Here is a 17,677-nt window from a genome sequence, read left to right as displayed (position 1 = left end):
AGTCAAAATTGTGTATTTATAGTAAGATTATCAGCAAATAAAACTTGCTGATAATATATGATTTTCCGGGGATTAAGTCGAAAAGCAAGGTTACGATTTACGAAATTTTTACTGCTAGTGTTCATTGCAGTAATTGCGTTGTGCCAACTCTCCCCAACCCAACCTCAGTTAGTACAAAAAAGTAATTACGCAATCCATATTCAACAAAACTTTAATCAATCTGCTTTTTATCCCATTGCCCAAATTCCATCTACAAACCTTTATAAACCTATTGGCGATTGGGTAGGAAGGTTAATTTTACCAACAAAACAGCAATTACAAGATGGTTTAGATTGGGTATGGATGGAAGTACAATATGCACCACCTACAGCACAAAATTTGGTTGGTCAAATTGTACGTTTGGAGTGGAAAAAGAATAAAAATTTGCTGGCTTTAGAACGAGTTGTAACGCGAGATATAAATTTCACTCCTGAAGTGATTAAAAGCCAAAAACAAGGAAATATTCATCCTTTTCGACTAAATGGAGTTCGTCAGGTAGGGATTTTACGCTCTTTGGCTGGTGCAAATCCTGATGATGAAACAATTGTTGTTTTAGATTCAACTACAATCATTGATGCAAATCAAGAAAAATCTATTTTGCAAATTGAACACGAACCTGTTTTGGCAACTGGTAGATTTTATGGGTTGGTAAAAATAATTAAACCGATTGAATCTCAATATAAAACTAGTTTATTTTCAAATCAAAAGCAGTTTAACGATTATTTTTTAGTACAACATTATAATCCTAATGCAAATCAATTTAATGGGATTGAAGAAACTATTCGCATTCCCCAACAAGTAATAGATTCGCGAAATTTTGCTCCTTCAAGTTCGCAGCAAATCGAGCGATCGCCTGCGGGTGAAGATGGGTGGTATATTTATGGTGCTGCCGATGCAAAGGGCGTATTTACGGTACGCGCACTTGCACCTCGTTCTCTGTTGCAAATTCAACCCCGTCAAATTATTACTGGTAAGGAATTAGGGCTAAATTACATCCAAGATGTAAATTGGCAAAATACTGAGAAAAATAAAGGTAAATTCAATACTGTATTATTAAAGCCTGTAGAAATACAAAATTCACATAATCAATCTATATCAAAATGGCAAGAAGGCAATAAGGCTATTGTCCTACACCTATTTGGTGGAATTGGCGGACGTAAAGCTGAACCATTAGGAGTACCTTATACTATCACCGGACATTTTGCTTTTGGAATTGCAGAAGTTGTCCGTGACGAGTTTACTAACGAATTACGCTTTGAGACTAAATACCACCAAATTTATGCCCATAACCCCGATGGAATTATTGCCGGAATGCATACATGGGCTGATTATATGGGTAATTTACAACGTGGTTGGCTAGCAACACGTCCAGTATCAGATATTCTGATCGAATTCGACCCTGTAACGCAGGATTATGATTTTGATGGTGTTAAACTTTCGCCTTTAAAACAATTTCAGCAACAATTACAGATAACAATGGCACGTTATCGAGTTGGTGATGGAACTGGTGGCGCAATGGTATCACCTGCTACCTCATGCGTCCAAGACTCAAGCCAAGCACTTTATGCTGCGATATTAGCAATTAAAAACCAAGTTACTACAACTCCTCAAATTCAAACTTGGATACGCGCCAACCCCAATCACCCGCAAACATTACGCTTTCAGCAGCTAGTTGAATTAGGTCAATCTTTGGAACAACAATTAGCACCCTTGGGTATAGTTCGCGCTGATTGGCAAAGTCAAGCAGGTATACTTGCAGGTACGGGTAGAGGAAAAACGACGGAACCATTTCAAGATCGTAGTATTTGGGCTGGTTTGACAACATGGCGAACAATAATGCCAAGACTTGCACACGACGACCTAGCCGCAATATTTTTAAAACATGGCGCAACTATGCAAGTATTGCGAACTAATCAAGTTGGTGGTTGGGAATCTAATATTACACCCATTGCCCCAACAGCACTTTTAGGACAAATTAAGATTCCTTTTACCAATATTTCACCACTTTCAATTCTTTTAAATCGCACTTTAGCGTCCTTAGTAGTTCCGAGGTTTAAAGATTGGTTAGTTATTGTTGTACTGTTAATAATTTATAGTATTCTTGCTCTACCTTATGGTTGTAAATTTGGATTTTTACAGATAGAACTATGGTCTGCAAATTGGACTAATAAATGCTTGCTAATATTACGTTGCTTATTTTTACCTGCAATTGTGGAAGAACTCTTTTTTCGCGTTTTTTTGCTTCCTCATCCTAGCAAAATTACCAGTTGGTTCCAATGGTCTTTGTGGGCAATAGTGAGTTTATTATTATTTATTTTGTATCATCCCTTGAATACTAAAACATTTTTTAAAGCTGGAATTACTACATTTTTTGATCGTGTTTTTCTTGTTTTAGCAGCATTTTTGGGAATTATCTGTACTGTTGCATATACCCTCACAGGATCTTTATTTGCGATCGTTTTAATTCACTGGATTGTAGTAGTAGTTTGGTTAATTGTTTTTGGAGGAATCAGAAAATTAGATAATCAAAAAATTCAAAATGCTAAGGTTTAAGGAGGCAGGGGGCAGGAGGTAGGAATCAATAATGCTTGCTTAAGGCTAAAACTTGATGCCTTTATTTAGCATTACTAAATCTAGGACAACCTTCCTCAGCCCCCTTTTTACAACAACCGCAGAACTTTTTATTAGCGATCGCACTACAACTAGTATTCGGCAACACACTGCTAAGGCACAATCAACACTGGGCAAGGAGAAAGGTTAATCACGCGAGTGGTAACGCTATCATCCGCTCCCTCTTCAGTCAAACCTAGCCCCCGACAGCCCATGATAATTAAATCTGCCCCAATTTCATCAGCGACATCGCAGATCGTAAAAGCTGGTTTGCCTTTCCTTTCCAAGGTTTCAGATTGAATTCCTTGCCCAGAAAATAAAGATTGGGCATTTTCCAGTAGTTTCGCAACTACCTCTGGCGACACCATTGGATCGTCAGCGCTAGGTGCGTCTGGAGGCGCTTCTTCTACCACAGACAGCAGTACCAAGCGACTGCTGTATTTTTTGACTACGTTGGTAACAACATCAGCAGCTTCCCGCGTTTCCCGGCTTTGATCGATAGGAAATAATACCGTCTTAAATATATCTGTCACTTGGGTACCCCTGACTCCGGTAAAATCTTGATGGTTCTACTTTCAAAACAATAACAAAAAGGCAATCAGGAGAGTTTGGTGTGTCCAAAAAAAGTTTAGCAAGTTTATCTTCGGCTGATATCTCTGGGAAACGTGCCTTGGTGCGGGTTGACTTTAATGTGCCTGTAGACGATCAAGGCAACATTACCGACGATACTCGCATTCGCGCCGCTCTACCAACCATCCAAGATTTGACGCAGAAGGGTGCTAAAGTCATTCTCGCAAGTCATTTTGGCCGTCCCAAGGGTGTAGATGACAAATTACGCCTAACTCCCGTTGCCAAGCGTCTGTCTGAATTACTGGGGCAAGAAGTCGTTAAAACTGATGATTCCATTGGTGATGAAGTCGCAGCTAAAGTTAGCGCGTTGCAAAATGGCCAAGTGCTGTTACTCGAAAATGTCCGTTTTTACCCAGAAGAAGAGAAAAACGAGCCAGAATTTGCCAAAAAATTGGCAGCTAATGCTGATTTTTATGTAAATGATGCTTTTGGTACTGCACACCGCGCCCATGCTTCTACTGAAGGTGTGACAAAATTCCTCAGTCCTTCCGTAGCTGGATATTTAGTTGAGAAGGAATTGGAATATCTGCAAAACGCCATTGAAAATCCCCAACGTCCTTTGGCGGCAATTATTGGCGGTTCCAAAGTTTCCAGTAAAATTGGTGTGATTGAAACACTGCTGGAGAAGTGCGACAAGCTAATCATCGGTGGTGGGATGATTTTCACCTTCTACAAAGCCCGTGGTTTGAGTGTTGGCAAGTCATTGGTAGAAGAGGACAAGCTAGAACTAGCGAAGTCTTTGGAAGCTAAAGCTAAAGAACGGGGCGTTACCTTCTTGTTACCCACGGATATCGTATCAGCAGATAAGTTTGCTCCTGATGCTAATGCGACAACCGTCAGCATTGAGAACATCCCCGATGATGGTATGGGTTTGGATATTGGGCCAGACTCAGTAAAAGTTTTCCAAGATGCCCTTGCAGATACCAAAACGGTAATTTGGAACGGGCCGATGGGTGTGTTTGAGTTTGATAAGTTTGCCGCAGGTACGGAAGCGATCGCTCATACCCTCGCCGAAATCGGTAAAACTGGCACAACTACCATTATCGGCGGTGGTGACTCGGTAGCGGCTGTGGAAAAGGTTGGTTTAGCCGACCAAATGAGCCACATCTCCACCGGCGGGGGCGCTAGTTTGGAGTTACTTGAAGGCAAAGTGTTGCCTGGAATTGCAGCTTTAGATGATGCTTAAGTAGGGACTGGGGACTGGGGACTGGGGACTAGGGGGATAAGGGAGAAATATTGAACAAGTTTCTTCCTTGTCCCTTCCCAATACCCCATGCCCCATGCCCCATGCCCAATGCCCAATGCCCCATGCCCAATGCCCAATGCCCAATCCTCAACATGAGAAAAATATATGCAACCTAAATGGCTGGAATGGGCGCAAAATTTACAAGCGATCGCTCAAAATGGTCTAACCTATTCTGAAAACCCTTTTGATATCGAACGTTACCAACAATTACGAGCGATCGCCACGGAAATCATGGCGAATTACTCAAATGTAGAACACAGCTATGTCCTCGATTTATTTAGCCGTGAACTCGGATATGCAACTCCTAAAGTTGACGTGCGGGCAGCTATTTTTCGTGACGATACTATATTGTTAGTCAAGGAACGAGTAGACGGCTGCTGGACTTTACCTGGTGGATGGGCTGATGTTGGCGAGTCTGCCAGTGAGGCAGTTGTGAAAGAAGTATATGAAGAATCGGGATATCAAGCACGCGCTATCAAACTTTTAGCAGTCTATGACAGAAACAAACAGGGACATCCACCATTACCGTTTTATATCTACAAGTTGTTTTTTCACTGTGAACTTATTGGTGGTTCTCCATCATCAAGTATTGAAACTGAAGAAGTAGGTTTTTTTCCTGAAGGCGCGTTACCAGAACTTTCTCTCGGACGTGTGACACCAGCACAAATCAATCGACTTTTTCAACATTATCGCCAACCAAATTTACCGACAGACTTTGATTAGTAGCCTTTTCAATATTTAATATACTTGGGCAACTTTTTTAGATAAGATACTACAGAAATTTCCTATCTACACTAATTAACTATATAGTTTTATCCGATAGTTTGCTACCAAAATAAATGCATAGCAATGACTCAACTTACTCAACAACAGCCAATCCAGTACCATTCAAGACTCGGAATTGAAGTTCTGCACGGTTGCAATCTTAACTGCCTCACAGAAATAGAGTCGCGTGAATTAAAAGAATCACTTTGGAAACATGGCGTTGTAGTAGTTAGACAGCAACAGCTTACCGCAGAACAATTAAAAGAATTTGCCAAGCAGACCTTTGGCGATTTTATGTTTGGCGGCCCTCCGAAAACATTAGATCCTGAGATTAGCCCAGACTTACAAAGCCAATATGTCTATATATTGGGCAATCCTAAAGGGCCGGTTGCCGATCCAGCCGGGAAATATGCATGGCAATGGCATCATGATAAAGATGGTCTCCCCAGTACAGAGGGACTGGATATGAACGCACTATATGTTGTGATGCTTTATGGGATACAAGTGCCGGAAGGTGTAGATGGGCAACCTCACACTACTGAGTTCCTCGATATGGTAGAAGCTTACAATAACCTAGATCCTCAATATCAGCAGCAGTTAGAGCAGATGTCGATGTATCACTCGCCACCAATGTTTTCTAAAAAACCCAATGCAGATACTGATATACCAAAGAAACTGCATCCCATTGTGTCCACTCACAAAGTCACTGGTAAAAAGGGATTATATTTAGGTTCGGACACTGCGATCGCAGTTGGTATGGAAGATCGACCAGAAGAAGCAAAACGTTTCTGGGAGGATTTGTTTAGGACTGTTCTAGACTGTACGCCAGTCTACTCTCATGTTTGGCAGCCAGGAGATATTCTTTTTTGGGACAACTCACAAGTGATGCACAGAGGTAGACCTTACGATCCAACCAAACACCAGCGAATTGCGTTGCGTTTAGGTGTAGTGCAAACAGATTGAAAGATACTACTACCGCAAGGCGGAATTCAAAATTCAAAATTCAAAATTCAAAATGAATACAGCGTAAGCGTTTCATTGATTTGGAATAGGTGGTTTATTTACGCCGTTTGTACTAGTAATGAAAAGTTTGTAGTAAGCACTTTAGTGCTTAGAAAATTAAGGACTAAAGTCCTTACTACGAACTTGCTTACTATCAATTTAAACTTGACAGCCTACGAGGGCGTTGTCTCAGGAGTTGGTATTGGTGTAGGTTCAGGTGTGGAGGTTTCTGTAGGCGTGGGTGTTTGCGTAGGTGTCGGCGTTGGCGTGGGTGTTGGTATAGGTGTGGATGTTTCCGTGGGCGTTGGCGTGGGTGTTGGTGATGGGGGAACTGTGGGATTTTCGGCTGTAATAGTGAGTTGATAATCTACTGGTTTCGTTGCTGTGGAAACTACAACAAACTCATAAAATCCATTTTCTGGTAATTTAGTTGACAAACTACGCTTAGTAGAATCTTCTAAAAATCGAATTTTGCCAGAGGGTGAATAGACTGATAACAAGACTTGGGAATTTGCTTCTAGCTTCAAGTCTAGAGATTGGTTTTTGGCAAGTCCAGCAATGAATACTTTCCCACCACCAGATTGGAGAGTACCATTGACTGTTTTGCCAGTAGCCCCAGGATCGAAGACAAGTTTCTGGAAAGCGCTACCGTCAAGGATTGCACTGAGTCGATCGCTAACAAATCCATACCAAACTTGTCCAATGGGCTGACCTTGGAAACTTTTACCGCGTTGCTCAGGAAATACACTTAAGAATGCATTATCTCCCAAATCATACAAAGAACGGCTACCAACATTGATTTTGTTGACTTCGACTTTCCAGCGATCGCGTTCAGCAGTTGTGTAAGTTCCTAGTTTTTGGCGGGCATTATTACTCAGTGGTGTAAGCTTTTCTAGTAATTCCGAAGCTGTTTTATCCCACTCTGCGCGCAAACTCTCATCTTCAGGGCCATTGCTGAGAGTACGTCCCCGTAAACTGGGATTTCTGTCCCAAAAAACTTGATTCACCAAGTTCACGTAGAAGTTAGAGTCAATACCCAACTGTTGACGGCGATCGCTTAATCTTTCTTTGCGTTCTCGTTCTGCTGGCGAATATTGCGCTAGAGGATCGGTTGGTTGTTCGCTGGTTGGAATGGGGCTGGCTGTAGGATTAGGATCGACTTGCCCGACATCTCGTCTGCCATTCAATCCCCACCAAATTAATCCCACACTCCCAACTACTAGCGCTGCCACAATGAAGGTTTTTGTTGGTGTCCACCAGGAGGAAGAGGGAGAAGATGAGGGATATGAAGGATATGGAGGGGTTGGGGAAGCTGGGGGAGGTGGAGAGACGGCGACGGTGGCGGCTGTGGGTTGTGGTGGAGTGGGATATTGAGTTGGCGGATAATTCGCTGGGGGTGAGTTGAGGGCTTGGAGTACTTGACGGGCTGATTGATAGCGATCGCTGGGTCTAGCAGATAGCATTTTATCTAATACCTGTGCCAAATCTTGACTCAGATTAACTTCCCGTCGCCATTGCCAACTGAGAGTATAGGTATCAATTAATTCTTGGGGTTGTTTCCCTGTCAGTAAAACCAACATTGTTGCTGCTAAAGCATACAAGTCGCTGTGGGGAGATACTAACCCTGTTTGCATTTGTTCTGGGGGCGCAAATCCGATTTTACCTAATAAGGTTGGTGCTGGCGGAGGTGCAACCATACCGGGTTGGTAATATTCGGAAGCTACGGTTGCTACTACTTGTTTGACACCGCCAAAATCAATTAAAACTGGCAGTTTGTCAACAGTCCGAAGCATTAAATTATCTGGGGAAATATCTCGATGAATTACTCCTAGTGAGTGAATGTATTCCAACACTGGCAAAATTTGCTGGAATAATTGGCGTATTTCTACTTCTGTAAAGCGCAAACCCTGTTGTATCCGGGCATTTAACAAAGAATTGTAAGTTTCCCCTTCTACATAATCTTGCACCAAAAATAGATATTCTTTGCCCCCTAAATTCAGCCGCAGCAGTTCTCGGAAACGGGGAATTTGAGGATGTTGCAGTTTATAAAGAACACTTGCTTCTCTCTCAAACAGTTCTTCAGCTTTTTGGACAACGTAAGCGGTTTGAACTTGGGGGGAAAATTCTTTTAAAACACAAAGTTCGCGGAAACGGTTGATATCTTCAGCTAAATAAGTGCGTCCAAAGCCACCTTGGCCAATTTGACGCACGATCGCATAGCGATCGCCTAAAGTCATTCCTGGTTGGATACTATAACTCATAGGCATATCCAACAAATTTTCGCCACACTGGAGACAAAAGCGACTACCTGGGGAATTTTCATGTCCTTTAGAACAATATATTTTTGTCATTTGTTATTTGTCATTTGTCATTTGTCATTTGTTACTCTTCCCCAGTTCCCAATCCCCAGTCGCTTTATTTGCCAGATTGTACTTTACTGACTCGATCGGCTGCGATCGCATACCAAATTTGACCAAAAGTCTGTTGATTGAGTTTCTTACGCTGCTGATCGGGAAACAAGCGATCGAATTTTTCATTGGTTTCTTTGGTCAACTGATCGATTGTATAGTTGCCAAACTGCCCCGATCGCGCTTGTTGTCTCAATGTATCGTAATCTTTTTGACTATAGTTACCTAATTTCCGACGAGCTGCTGTACTGAGGTCAGCCTGTTCTAGTTTATCTAATAAATTATCGGCAATATCAGACCATTCATCTCGTAAACCAGCATCTTCAGGTTTAGATGTCAGGCTACGTCCCTTTAATTCAGGTTTTTTTGTATAAAATAAATCATCTACTGTGCGAATAAAAAATCCTTCAGTAATTTCTAGCTCTTGACGACGATTGATAAGTTTCTGGAGATCGCTATTTTTTCCTTTGTCGCCTGCTGGTTTACCGCTGGGATTGGGAAACTGGGGGATTTGCGGTAATGAAATTGATGGGATAGTAATTGAAGTTACACTCTTAATCACTGCATTTACTACCGCCCAAGCACCTGCGCCAGTTAAGACAACTAAAGCCGTTCCCCCTAAACTCATCACAAAAGGGCGAATCCAAACAGGGAAAGATGCCGGTTTCACAATTGCTTGTGTTTGCCTCTGGAATCGACTTACAACAGCACTGGCGCGTTGTCTTCCTGGAGCAACTACCATCGTCTTGATTTTGGTGGTAATATAATTGCCTGAAGATTTAGTTGCAGTTGGCGATGGTAAATCTCTGAGGATTTGCTCGGCTCGTTGGTAGCGATCGCTCGGTCGATAAGCCAACATCTTTTTTAACACTGTTTCCAGTTGGGGACTAACTCGAATTTCTTTTCCCCACCTCCAAATTCCCTGATAGCTGTCGTATAGTTTCTGCGGTTCTTGACCTGTGAGTAACACCAGTGATGTTACCGCTAAAGAGTATAGGTCGCTACTAAAAAATGCCTTTCCCTGCCGTAGCTGTTCTTCTGGAGCGTAACCTTTTTTACCCAGCAAAGTATTATTTTCTGCCAACTTGGTACGCCAAAAACCTTGATAAGCTGGCAATTGCTTGACGCCACCAAAATCAATTAGCACTGGTAGATTATCAGAACGCCGCCAGATGAGATTATCGGGAGAGATATCACGGTGAATTACATCTCGTGAGTGGATGTAGGATAGTACAGGTAAAATTTGTTGCAGGAGGATGATTACTTCCTCTTCACTAAAGGTTTTTCCTTGACTTTCACGCTGTTCTAATAACTGGTAGTAGTTATCACCATCCACATAATCTTGCACTAAAAAGAAAAAATCTTTAGTGCCTATCTTCACTTGTAGCGAGGCGTGAAAACGCGGAATCTGTGGATGCTGGAGTTTTTTCAGGACATTTGCTTCTCTCTCAAATAACTCTTTAGCTTTTTGTAAATCTTGATTTTCTTGTACTTGGGGTGCAAATTCCTTCAGCACACAGGTTTGATGAGATTTATTGATATCTTCCGCCAAATAGGTGCGTCCAAAGCCGCCCTGTCCTAGATGACGGATAATTTGATAACGATTATCCACAACCTGTCCCACAGCAAGAGGTAATGGTTCGCCACAATGGGTGCAAAAGCGGTTACTACCATTATTTGTGTGTTGTTTACTGCAATAGAGCTGCATGGTGCTGAAGGATAAATTAAGGTTTTATTTAATGACTACAACGCACATACCCTCATTTTCGGATATTCTACGAATTACGTAGCTTGCTTCTCGCATGAAGGCGAGTATTACGAATTACGAATTATTTTAAACGGTGTTGGTTCTACTTCAGGATAAATAAGCAAGTGTCATGAACGGCAAATCAAGACATCAGCAAGTAATTAAAGCATTTGAAGATTTTTTGTCTACCCCCCTAGAAACTCTACTGCAAAGGCATCTCAACACTCCAACTTCGGCAGCTTTGAGCTTATTTCACGATGTGGCGGCGAATGTACCAGCCTACAAGGCGTTTTTAGCAGAAAGGGAAATTAATCCCGCGACTATTCAAACCTTAGAGGAGTTTCAAAAACTACCAGCGATCGCTAAACAAAATTATATACTGCGTTATCCACTAGCTGACTTGTGCCGTAACGGACAACTCCAAGAATGCGACATGATAGCTGCTTCATCAGGTTCTACTGGTAAACCGACATTTTGGCCTCGTTTTTTCACAGATGAACTCCAAATCGCCACACGTTTTGAACAGATTTTTCACGATAGTTTCTATGCAGATACCAGACGTACCCTAGCAGTGATTTGTTTCACTTTAGGCACTTGGGTAGGTGGGATGTTTACCACTAATTGCTGCCGTTATCTTGCTAGCAAAGGTTATCCCATCACTGTAATTACTCCTGGTAATAATAAAGAAGAAATCTTGCGAGTTGTCCAAGAACTTGGTTCAGGTTTTGAGCAAGTGGTGTTATTGGGATACCCGCCATTTTTAAAAGATGTGATTGATACTGGTATCGCTCGTGGTGTGGAGTGGCAGCAATATCAGGTTAAATTAGTGATGGCGGGAGAAGTATTTAGTGAAGAATGGCGGAGTTTGGTTGCCCAAAGAGTTGGTTCGCGAAATCCTTGTTATGATTTTGCATCACTTTACGGCACCGCGGATGCGGGAGTTTTGGGTAATGAAACACCGTTAAGTATCTGTATTCGCCGTTTTTTAGCAGAAAATCCCGATGCAGCGAGAGCTTTGTTTGGAGAATCGCGTTTACCCACACTAGTACAATACGATCCTTTCACTCGCTTTTTTGAAGCTCACGATGGTGGATTGCTGTTTTCGGGAGATAACGGTATTCCCTTAGTGCGTTATGACATATTGGATACTGGCGGGATAATTAGTTATGATGCAATGCTGCAATTTTTAGCAGAATGGGGATTTAATCCACTTGAAAATTTGCGTTCTGACAGTCAACAATCACCAAGAGGTATTCATCAGCTACCTTTTGTTTATGTCTTTGGACGTTCCAACTTTACAGTTTCTTACTTTGGTGCAAATATCTATCCCGAAAATGTGACGGTAGGATTAGAACAACCAGGAATTCAAGAATGGGTGACGGGTAAATTCGTGTTGCAGGTGAAAGAAGATGCTGATAAAAACCGATTTTTATCTGTAGTTGTGGAATTAGCAGTAGGGGTAGAGGGTAGTGAAGCTCAAAGACTTGCGATCGCATCTTCGATTCTTTCACAATTGTTACGTCTAAATAGCGAGTTTGCTAATTATGTTCCGGCAGAATATCAAACACCACAGGTTACATTAGCGCCAATGGGTGATTTTGAATATTTCCCCATTGGGGTGAAACATCGTTATACCCGTCAATAGAAAATGCAACAATAAATAGTTTTCAATTATAGCAGGGGACTGAGGTTAAAAGTGAAGCATAAAAGCTAGTTGCTTCTATCATCTCCATGATTGCGGCATAATAAAAACTAAACCTGAAAATTCTGAAGTAGGCAATGAATACTACCCATAATTCTCCGATGGATGATGGATCATCAGCAGATTTAATTTCTGTTGCAGAGTTACAGCAACAGCTTAATGACTTACTCCAGCAACTATCTCCAGAACGATTACAAGTGCTGACTGATTTTGCTGCTTATTTGGCAAATGCTGAAAGCGAAGCTGCAACCCAAGAACTTTTGGCAATTCCTGGATTGTTAGAGCGAGTTAAGCAAAATCAAGTAACGCCTAAAGCCCAATACGCCCCCTGGAGAACTCTTCGCTCTGATGTATGAAGTTATTCTTCATCCCGATGTCCAGGAAGTTTATGTCAATGCTGACAAAGCCCTTGCTAAGAAAATTGCCCGATGTTTGCAGCAGCTAGAACAAACTCCTCGATCGCACCCCAACATTAAAGCCCTGAAGGGAGATTATGCAGGTTACTATCGCTACCGAATCGGGGATTACAGAGTCATTTATTCTATAGACGATGAAGTTGTGCAGGTACTTGTTGTGGCGATCGCTCATTGCAGTGATGTATATGAACCATAAAGGCGATCGCATTTCCATTCTGTTTACAATATCTGTTTTACTAGGGGCGATCGCATTCCCTAGATTGCGGAAAGATCGGACGTGATAGATTTACGAGACGCTTACGAGATGGGATGAATCTCATCTTTGCAAGGGATTGCTGCTTCTACATTTCGCTTATGTTTTGGCTGGAGGAAGTATTTTTTTCCTACTCTCCATCTTTCACTTTCTCTTGTTGATGCCAAGCTTGATAAAAAGCTAGGTAGAGCATACTTTGGGCGCACTTCCAAATAACTTCGTAGCAATATATTCTACGTATAAATTGAGAACCGTCTTCTTCTTTCTGATTGATGCATTCTTTTAAATTATTAACTGCTAATGGGTAAAGCTGGTTTTGAAGTATCTCAATGACGCAAAAAGAAGCTGACTGTAAAACATTTCGGCATCTCTATGGTATTTGGTACAATATCCAAGATATTCAGTGAAATTTCAGGGTTACTGAAATTTCTTAATAATCGGAATCGCTATCTCTACCCTTGTATCTGTATTTATGGGAAAATTTCATCTAAATATTTAAAGTAATATGTCAGAAACACCTCAAGACGACGGCATTTGGATTGTTACCGATGAAACGCCGCAAATAGCAATTCCTGATGGTGCTAAAGGCGGGAGTGGTAATACACGCGGTTGGGGAGACGAAACTATCAGGGAAAGTATTGCTAGCAAAGGCGTAGGAGATGCGGTTAAGGTTAGCGCTCAAACATTAGAGCAAAATATGACTCACTTTCTCAAAGTTGTGGGGAATTTGTTTAGTCAAGCCCAACAGCAAGCAAAAGTCAACTCCAAGATGCAGCTAGATGAAATTGAGTTGTCGGTAGAAATTAGTGCAGATGGAGAAGTTAAATTAATTGGCAATGGTGCAAAAGCTGGGACTAAAGGAGCAATTAAGCTGAAGTTCAAGCGCCAAGAACCATAGTGAGATGGCAAAAAATTGGGCGATCGCGATCGGAATTAACCAGTATGATTATCTGCAACCGCTAAACTATGCCAAGCGAGATGCACAGTTAATGCAGGAGTTTCTGGGTAATGAAGCCGGTTTTGAGCGGATATTCTTCTTCTCGGATGATTCCCCTAATGTTGCTGGAAAATCGACTCGCCCAACTCGCACTAACTTGTTGCGAATCTTGCGTCAGTTATTTGAGAATCCCTTTATGGGAGCAGGAGATAATTTCTGGTTTTTCTTCAGTGGTCATGGGATAAGATACGCTGACCGTGATTATCTCATGCCCTGTGATGGCGATCCAGAGGATATTGAAAACACGGCAATTGCGATTAACTTTGTCACTGAACGCCTGCGTCGCTGCGGTGCTGATAATGTTGTCTTGATTTTGGATGCTTGTCGCAATGAAGGTAAAAAAACAGGTGAAGGAATTGGGCGACAAACCGCAGAAGAAGCACGTCAACAAGGAGTTATCAGCATATTTTCCTGTATTCCCCAGGAGTATTCTTATGAAATTGAGGTTTTACAACAAGGTGCTTTTACCTCTGCATTACTAGAAGGGTTAGGAATTCAAGGTAAATGCGCTACTGTTGAACGATTGGAGCAATATCTTAAGTTTCGCGTGCCTGAACTGGTTCGCCAGCATAAGAATACAAGGCAAACGCCTTATGTGATTGCTGAACCTGTGAATAAATCCCACCTAATACTTGTGCCACGATACGCAACCCTAGCGGATATTGCCACGTTGAAAAATGATGCTTACCAAGCAGAAGTAAACAGGAATTTAGATTTAGCAGAGCAATTATGGATTCGGGTATTAGCTGCGGCTTCAGGGCAAGATATGGAGGCGGTGAGAAGTTTACAAAGAATTGAACGGTTGCGAAATAGTTCTGCAATTCCTGATTTACCTCAGCAAACAATTCCACAAGCATCTAAGTCAGTCACAAATACACCTATAAGTAAACCTCCTCAAATTCCATCTTCTAAGCCAACTTCACCATCCCCTGTTACTAATACTCAGACTTCTAGTGCGGGACAATTTGCAACATCTACTATTTCAACACCTTCAACAGCTGCTTCGCCATCAAAAAAAATAATATTACCTAACTGCTCACGACGACGTGTAATTCAAACTGCTGGGTTTGCAGTTGCTGGGTTGGGTTTGACAATTGCGGTACCACGTTTTTGGCCATCTGATTCAGGAGAAACTAATATAAGACCTACACCAGCAACTACAGGTGAACCAACAGATGCCCTAAAAATAACAACTATACCAGAAAGAGCACCAGAAATAACAACTATACCAGAAAGAAAAGAGGAACCAAAACACTTTGTTGAAAACTTCGGGAATGGTATCACCCTGGAAATGGTACAGATACCAGGGGGAACCTTTATGATGGGTTTACCTGAAGCAAAAGGAGACATAGAGAAAGATGAAAGTCCACAGCATCAGGTAAAAATATCTGGGTTCTTCATGGGTAAATATGAAATCACCCAGGCGCAGTATCAAGCAATTATGAGTAATAATCCTTCCTACTTCCACGGTGAAAAACGACCTGTAGAACAGGTGAGTTGGGATGATGCAGTAGAATTTTGTAAAAAATTGAGCCAAAAGACAGGAAAAACCTATTGGCTACCCAGTGAAGCCGAATGGGAATATGCTTGTCGTGCTCGAACCAAGACTCCATTTTATTTTGGTAAAACGATTACCACAGATTTAGTTAACTACAACGGTAACTATCCTTCCGGCTCACCAAAAGGTGAATATCGTCAACAAACAACAGATGTAGGAATATTTCCACCAAACTCTTTCGGTTTATACGATATGCATGGTAATGTATACGAATGGTGTAAAGATGTATACAATGACAATTACCAGGGTGCGCCAAAAGATGGTAGTGCGTGGCTAACTGGTAAAGATAATAATATAAAGCTCCTGCGTGGCGGTGGTTGGAACGGTGATGCCAGGTTTTGCGAGTCAGCCTTTCGCGTAAGGTACGCGAGTACGAATCGGATCAACAGTGTTGGTTTTCGCGTGGTGGCGGTGGCTGTGGCGTGAGTACTCCCCATTGTCAGAGTTGGTAAATGGGAATTTATCAAGCGTACACCAGGGAGTCAAGACCTGAACCAGCGAGGAAGGCGACAACCTCCGAATATAAAACCGAGTCGGATAGCTTGGTAGGTTGCAAAACCGAACAGTTGTTCGACTCAATTAATTATGCGACATTTAAAAGAAACTTCTAAAATCTAGATCATTTTTAATTGTTCTAATTTTTGTCTAATCAAAATTTCAACTTCTTCAATCTCAGCATTCGATTTTGGGATGTCAAAAGTCTCTGGAGACGCTTCAGATGTAAAGCGGTCAACAAAAGCACGAAACGCTGCTTTGTTGTCGGGGTGAGCAATGACGAAGGCTCTTAACTCGGTTTTGCTCATGCTGCTAAAGTCTGGCTCAATCACAAGAACCTCTAAAGACCATTGCGATAGATTTCTATCTCTATGTTATATCCTGCCAAAATAAACACATTATCTGTTTGTTCATTGAGGCGGATAATGTAAATAGGAGTGAATGTATTGGTCAAAGATTGACATAGTATGACACACCTGATGCCTTGTTCAGCAGTTGGCAAGATTTGTATACCTCATAACCCCATAGCTTGGAATCAGAATAGCAGGTAAGGGGAAAATATCAAACCATCTATGTTGTAAATTGATAAGGCAGTGTTTTTCAATCTCGCCATCAAATATCGAATCTAAATCCCCGTCATAAAACTTAATTACGAATTACGTTAGCGTAGCGGGGCGTAGCCCATTACGAATTACGAATTACGAATTATTTAATGGTGCGTTATCACAAAGGTCAACGCACCCTTATCTAAAGAAACGGCGAGTCCAAACAATCACTTCACAGATGCCACTGTTTGGTTTACTACTGGGCGTGGTTTCTTGCGGTCTGACCTGCGCGTTCCACCAGCCATCTCATATTCATCACTATTTTTGCCATAGTGAGATGCAACGTTTAACAGCATTTGCTCAGAATAAGTATTCAACTCTCGTTCTGCTTCTATCAATGCGTTGTGTGTCTTATTTACTACTGCTTGTGCTTGATTATAAGCGGCTAGCTTCTCTCTTAACTCAACTACTTTAGTGTTGTAAGTAGCTATTGAAAACCCATTACTAAAGTCTAACTCAGGGTTAATTGTCTGCATTCCTTCAATCCGTCGTTCAGCTTTAGTCAGCGACATGGAGTTTCGTTTGCGTTGCGTCATATAGTTTTCCTGTTTCGATTAATTTATAAATAACCCGGATGTTATACACTGAGTTATTTATATATCATCAAAATACGCAATAAGCGGATGCACTAGCCACAGTGAAGTTACAGAATTATAAAAGCATGGATGGCATTAGCTAACTAGATAGATGCGGGTATATTTGCTGAAATTCGTTGAGAAAAGCAGGTTTTGAAGTCGCACAAGCAGGTTTTGAAGTCACAAAAGCAGGTTTTAAAGTCACAAAAGCAGGTTTTGATGTCACAAAAGCTAGTTTTGAAGTCGCAAAAGCAGGTTTTGATGTCACAAAAGCTGGTTTTGATGTCGCAAAAGCTGATTTTGAAGTCGCAAAAGCTGGTTTGATGAAAGATTGTTTAAATAATTCCATAACGCTTAATTAGTTCAACAGAACAACTCCACAGATTTATCCGTGGGGTTGCGACTATTACCGCAAGGCGGAATTAAAATAATGCTTTTTAGCGCCGCGTGCAACTTTCTTTTAAACTTAACCCCCAGTTTGCAGGGAAGGGGAGCAAGAATCAAAGCCTCTCCATCTTTTGGGGCTACGCTGTATACACAAGTCGAATTACCCCCCTTAATCCCCCCTTGTAAAGGGGGGAAACAAGAAAAGAAATCTAGTTCCCTCCCCTTTATAAGGGGAGGGTTAG

17 protein-coding genes are annotated in these 17,677 nt (G+C 41.6%); 10 read left to right on the top strand and 7 right to left on the bottom strand.

All coding sequences use genetic code 11. From position 1 onward, the window contains the following. Nucleotides 1-57: 57 nt before the first annotated feature. The gene (locus tag RMX89_RS07380; protein WP_322688455.1) at nucleotides 58-2,592 is read left to right on the top strand and encodes a type II CAAX prenyl endopeptidase Rce1 family protein; all 2,535 of its coding nucleotides are present in this window, start codon (nucleotides 58-60) and stop codon (nucleotides 2,590-2,592) included. Nucleotides 2,593-2,762: 170 nt separating this feature from the next. Here the strand turns inward: RMX89_RS07380 and RMX89_RS07375 are convergent, their stop codons facing one another. After that, a complete protein-coding gene (locus RMX89_RS07375) occupies nucleotides 2,763-3,173 on the bottom strand; it encodes a universal stress protein (RefSeq protein WP_322670366.1) in 411 nt (136 codons plus the stop codon). 89 nt (nucleotides 3,174-3,262) lie between these two features. On the opposite strand from RMX89_RS07375, the gene RMX89_RS07370 reads away from it, so the two are divergent. The 3 genes from RMX89_RS07370 to RMX89_RS07360 all read left to right on the top strand — a co-directional run bounded on the left by RMX89_RS07370 (nucleotide 3,263) and on the right by RMX89_RS07360 (nucleotide 6,253). Beyond that, the gene (locus RMX89_RS07370) at nucleotides 3,263-4,465 is read left to right on the top strand and encodes a phosphoglycerate kinase (protein WP_322688454.1); all 1,203 of its coding nucleotides are present in this window, start codon (nucleotides 3,263-3,265) and stop codon (nucleotides 4,463-4,465) included. A 165-nt stretch (nucleotides 4,466-4,630) separates the two neighbouring features. Then, a complete protein-coding gene (locus tag RMX89_RS07365) occupies nucleotides 4,631-5,248 on the top strand; it encodes an NUDIX hydrolase (protein WP_322688453.1) in 618 nt (205 codons plus the stop codon). 126 nt (nucleotides 5,249-5,374) lie between these two features. After that, the gene (locus tag RMX89_RS07360) at nucleotides 5,375-6,253 is read left to right on the top strand and encodes a TauD/TfdA family dioxygenase (protein WP_322688452.1); all 879 of its coding nucleotides are present in this window, start codon (nucleotides 5,375-5,377) and stop codon (nucleotides 6,251-6,253) included. Between the two features lie 212 nt (nucleotides 6,254-6,465). Here the strand turns inward: RMX89_RS07360 and RMX89_RS07355 are convergent, their stop codons facing one another. Both RMX89_RS07355 and RMX89_RS07350 read right to left on the bottom strand, forming a co-directional pair. Next, complete coding sequence (locus RMX89_RS07355; protein ID WP_322688451.1) at nucleotides 6,466-8,643, bottom strand: serine/threonine-protein kinase; 2,178 nt, start codon at nucleotides 8,641-8,643, stop codon at nucleotides 6,466-6,468. Nucleotides 8,644-8,707: 64 nt separating this feature from the next. Next, nucleotides 8,708-10,408 carry a serine/threonine-protein kinase gene (locus tag RMX89_RS07350; RefSeq protein ID WP_322688450.1) on the bottom strand — a complete coding sequence of 567 codons (1,701 nt, stop codon included), beginning with the start codon at nucleotides 10,406-10,408 and terminating at the stop codon, nucleotides 8,708-8,710. 169 nt (nucleotides 10,409-10,577) lie between these two features. Between RMX89_RS07350 and RMX89_RS07345 the strand changes: the two genes are divergently transcribed. The 3 genes from RMX89_RS07345 (at nucleotide 10,578) to RMX89_RS07335 (ending at nucleotide 12,761) form a co-directional block, all read left to right on the top strand. Then, nucleotides 10,578-12,092 carry a phenylacetate--CoA ligase family protein gene (locus RMX89_RS07345; protein ID WP_322688449.1) on the top strand — a complete coding sequence of 505 codons (1,515 nt, stop codon included), beginning with the start codon at nucleotides 10,578-10,580 and terminating at the stop codon, nucleotides 12,090-12,092. A gap of 134 nt (nucleotides 12,093-12,226) precedes the next feature. Continuing rightward, nucleotides 12,227-12,505 (top strand): hypothetical protein, encoded by a 279-nt coding sequence (locus tag RMX89_RS07340; RefSeq protein WP_322688448.1) that lies wholly within the window; start codon nucleotides 12,227-12,229, stop codon nucleotides 12,503-12,505. Further along, nucleotides 12,498-12,761: a type II toxin-antitoxin system RelE/ParE family toxin gene (locus RMX89_RS07335; protein ID WP_322688447.1), complete on the top strand. Its 264-nt coding sequence runs from the start codon at nucleotides 12,498-12,500 to the stop codon at nucleotides 12,759-12,761. Before RMX89_RS07340 ends, RMX89_RS07335 begins: the two co-directional genes overlap by 8 nt. Before the next feature lie 187 nt (nucleotides 12,762-12,948). Here the strand turns inward: RMX89_RS07335 and RMX89_RS34460 are convergent, their stop codons facing one another. After that, entirely contained in the window at nucleotides 12,949-13,050 is a 102-nt protein-coding gene (locus RMX89_RS34460; protein WP_416211971.1) for a hypothetical protein, read from the bottom strand. A 273-nt stretch (nucleotides 13,051-13,323) separates the two neighbouring features. On the opposite strand from RMX89_RS34460, the gene RMX89_RS07330 reads away from it, so the two are divergent. Continuing rightward, a complete protein-coding gene (locus tag RMX89_RS07330) occupies nucleotides 13,324-13,716 on the top strand; it encodes a hypothetical protein (protein ID WP_322688446.1) in 393 nt (130 codons plus the stop codon). Between the two features lie 4 nt (nucleotides 13,717-13,720). After that, complete coding sequence (locus RMX89_RS07325) at nucleotides 13,721-15,799, top strand: SUMF1/EgtB/PvdO family nonheme iron enzyme (RefSeq protein ID WP_322688445.1); 2,079 nt, start codon at nucleotides 13,721-13,723, stop codon at nucleotides 15,797-15,799. A 188-nt stretch (nucleotides 15,800-15,987) separates the two neighbouring features. Here RMX89_RS07325 and RMX89_RS07320 read toward each other — a convergent pair whose 3' ends face one another. The 3 genes from RMX89_RS07320 to RMX89_RS07315 all read right to left on the bottom strand — a co-directional run bounded on the left by RMX89_RS07320 (nucleotide 15,988) and on the right by RMX89_RS07315 (nucleotide 17,009). Continuing rightward, nucleotides 15,988-16,200, bottom strand: a complete 213-nt coding sequence (locus RMX89_RS07320) for a DUF6887 family protein (protein WP_416211969.1) — start codon at nucleotides 16,198-16,200, stop codon at nucleotides 15,988-15,990. 8 nt (nucleotides 16,201-16,208) lie between these two features. Continuing rightward, nucleotides 16,209-16,370: a DUF6888 family protein gene (locus tag RMX89_RS34455; protein ID WP_416211968.1), complete on the bottom strand. Its 162-nt coding sequence runs from the start codon at nucleotides 16,368-16,370 to the stop codon at nucleotides 16,209-16,211. Between the two features lie 270 nt (nucleotides 16,371-16,640). Beyond that, complete coding sequence (locus tag RMX89_RS07315; RefSeq protein WP_322688443.1) at nucleotides 16,641-17,009, bottom strand: hypothetical protein; 369 nt, start codon at nucleotides 17,007-17,009, stop codon at nucleotides 16,641-16,643. A 176-nt stretch (nucleotides 17,010-17,185) separates the two neighbouring features. Between RMX89_RS07315 and RMX89_RS07310 the strand changes: the two genes are divergently transcribed. Then, nucleotides 17,186-17,410: a hypothetical protein gene (locus RMX89_RS07310; protein WP_322688442.1), complete on the top strand. Its 225-nt coding sequence runs from the start codon at nucleotides 17,186-17,188 to the stop codon at nucleotides 17,408-17,410. Nucleotides 17,411-17,677: the final 267 nt, after the last annotated feature.

Origin of the sequence: Nostoc sp. DedSLP04, from assembly GCF_034530775.1 — a bacterium.
Taxonomy (GTDB): Bacteria; Cyanobacteriota; Cyanobacteriia; order Cyanobacteriales; family Nostocaceae; genus Nostoc.
The sequence above is the reverse complement of the archived record's forward strand: the minus strand, read 5'-3'. Positions and strand labels throughout refer to the sequence as shown.

Bases quoted from the DNA above. Each gene is read 5' to 3' on its own strand.
- RMX89_RS07380 (WP_322688455.1), top strand. From the start codon at position 58: ATGATTTTCCGGGGATTAAGTCGAAAAGCAAGGTTACGATTTACGAAA.
- RMX89_RS07365 (WP_322688453.1), top strand. From the start codon at position 4,631: ATGCAACCTAAATGGCTGGAATGGGCGCAAAATTTACAAGCGATCGCT.
- RMX89_RS07360 (WP_322688452.1), top strand. From the start codon at position 5,375: ATGACTCAACTTACTCAACAACAGCCAATCCAGTACCATTCAAGACTC.
- RMX89_RS07355 (WP_322688451.1), bottom strand. From the start codon at position 8,643: ATGACAAAAATATATTGTTCTAAAGGACATGAAAATTCCCCAGGTAGT.
- RMX89_RS07350 (WP_322688450.1), bottom strand. From the start codon at position 10,408: ATGCAGCTCTATTGCAGTAAACAACACACAAATAATGGTAGTAACCGC.
- RMX89_RS07345 (WP_322688449.1), top strand. From the start codon at position 10,578: ATGAACGGCAAATCAAGACATCAGCAAGTAATTAAAGCATTTGAAGAT.
- RMX89_RS07340 (WP_322688448.1), top strand. From the start codon at position 12,227: ATGAATACTACCCATAATTCTCCGATGGATGATGGATCATCAGCAGAT.
- RMX89_RS07335 (WP_322688447.1), top strand. From the start codon at position 12,498: ATGTATGAAGTTATTCTTCATCCCGATGTCCAGGAAGTTTATGTCAAT.
- RMX89_RS07330 (WP_322688446.1), top strand. From the start codon at position 13,324: ATGTCAGAAACACCTCAAGACGACGGCATTTGGATTGTTACCGATGAA.
- RMX89_RS07325 (WP_322688445.1), top strand. From the start codon at position 13,721: ATGGCAAAAAATTGGGCGATCGCGATCGGAATTAACCAGTATGATTAT.
- RMX89_RS07315 (WP_322688443.1), bottom strand. From the start codon at position 17,009: ATGACGCAACGCAAACGAAACTCCATGTCGCTGACTAAAGCTGAACGA.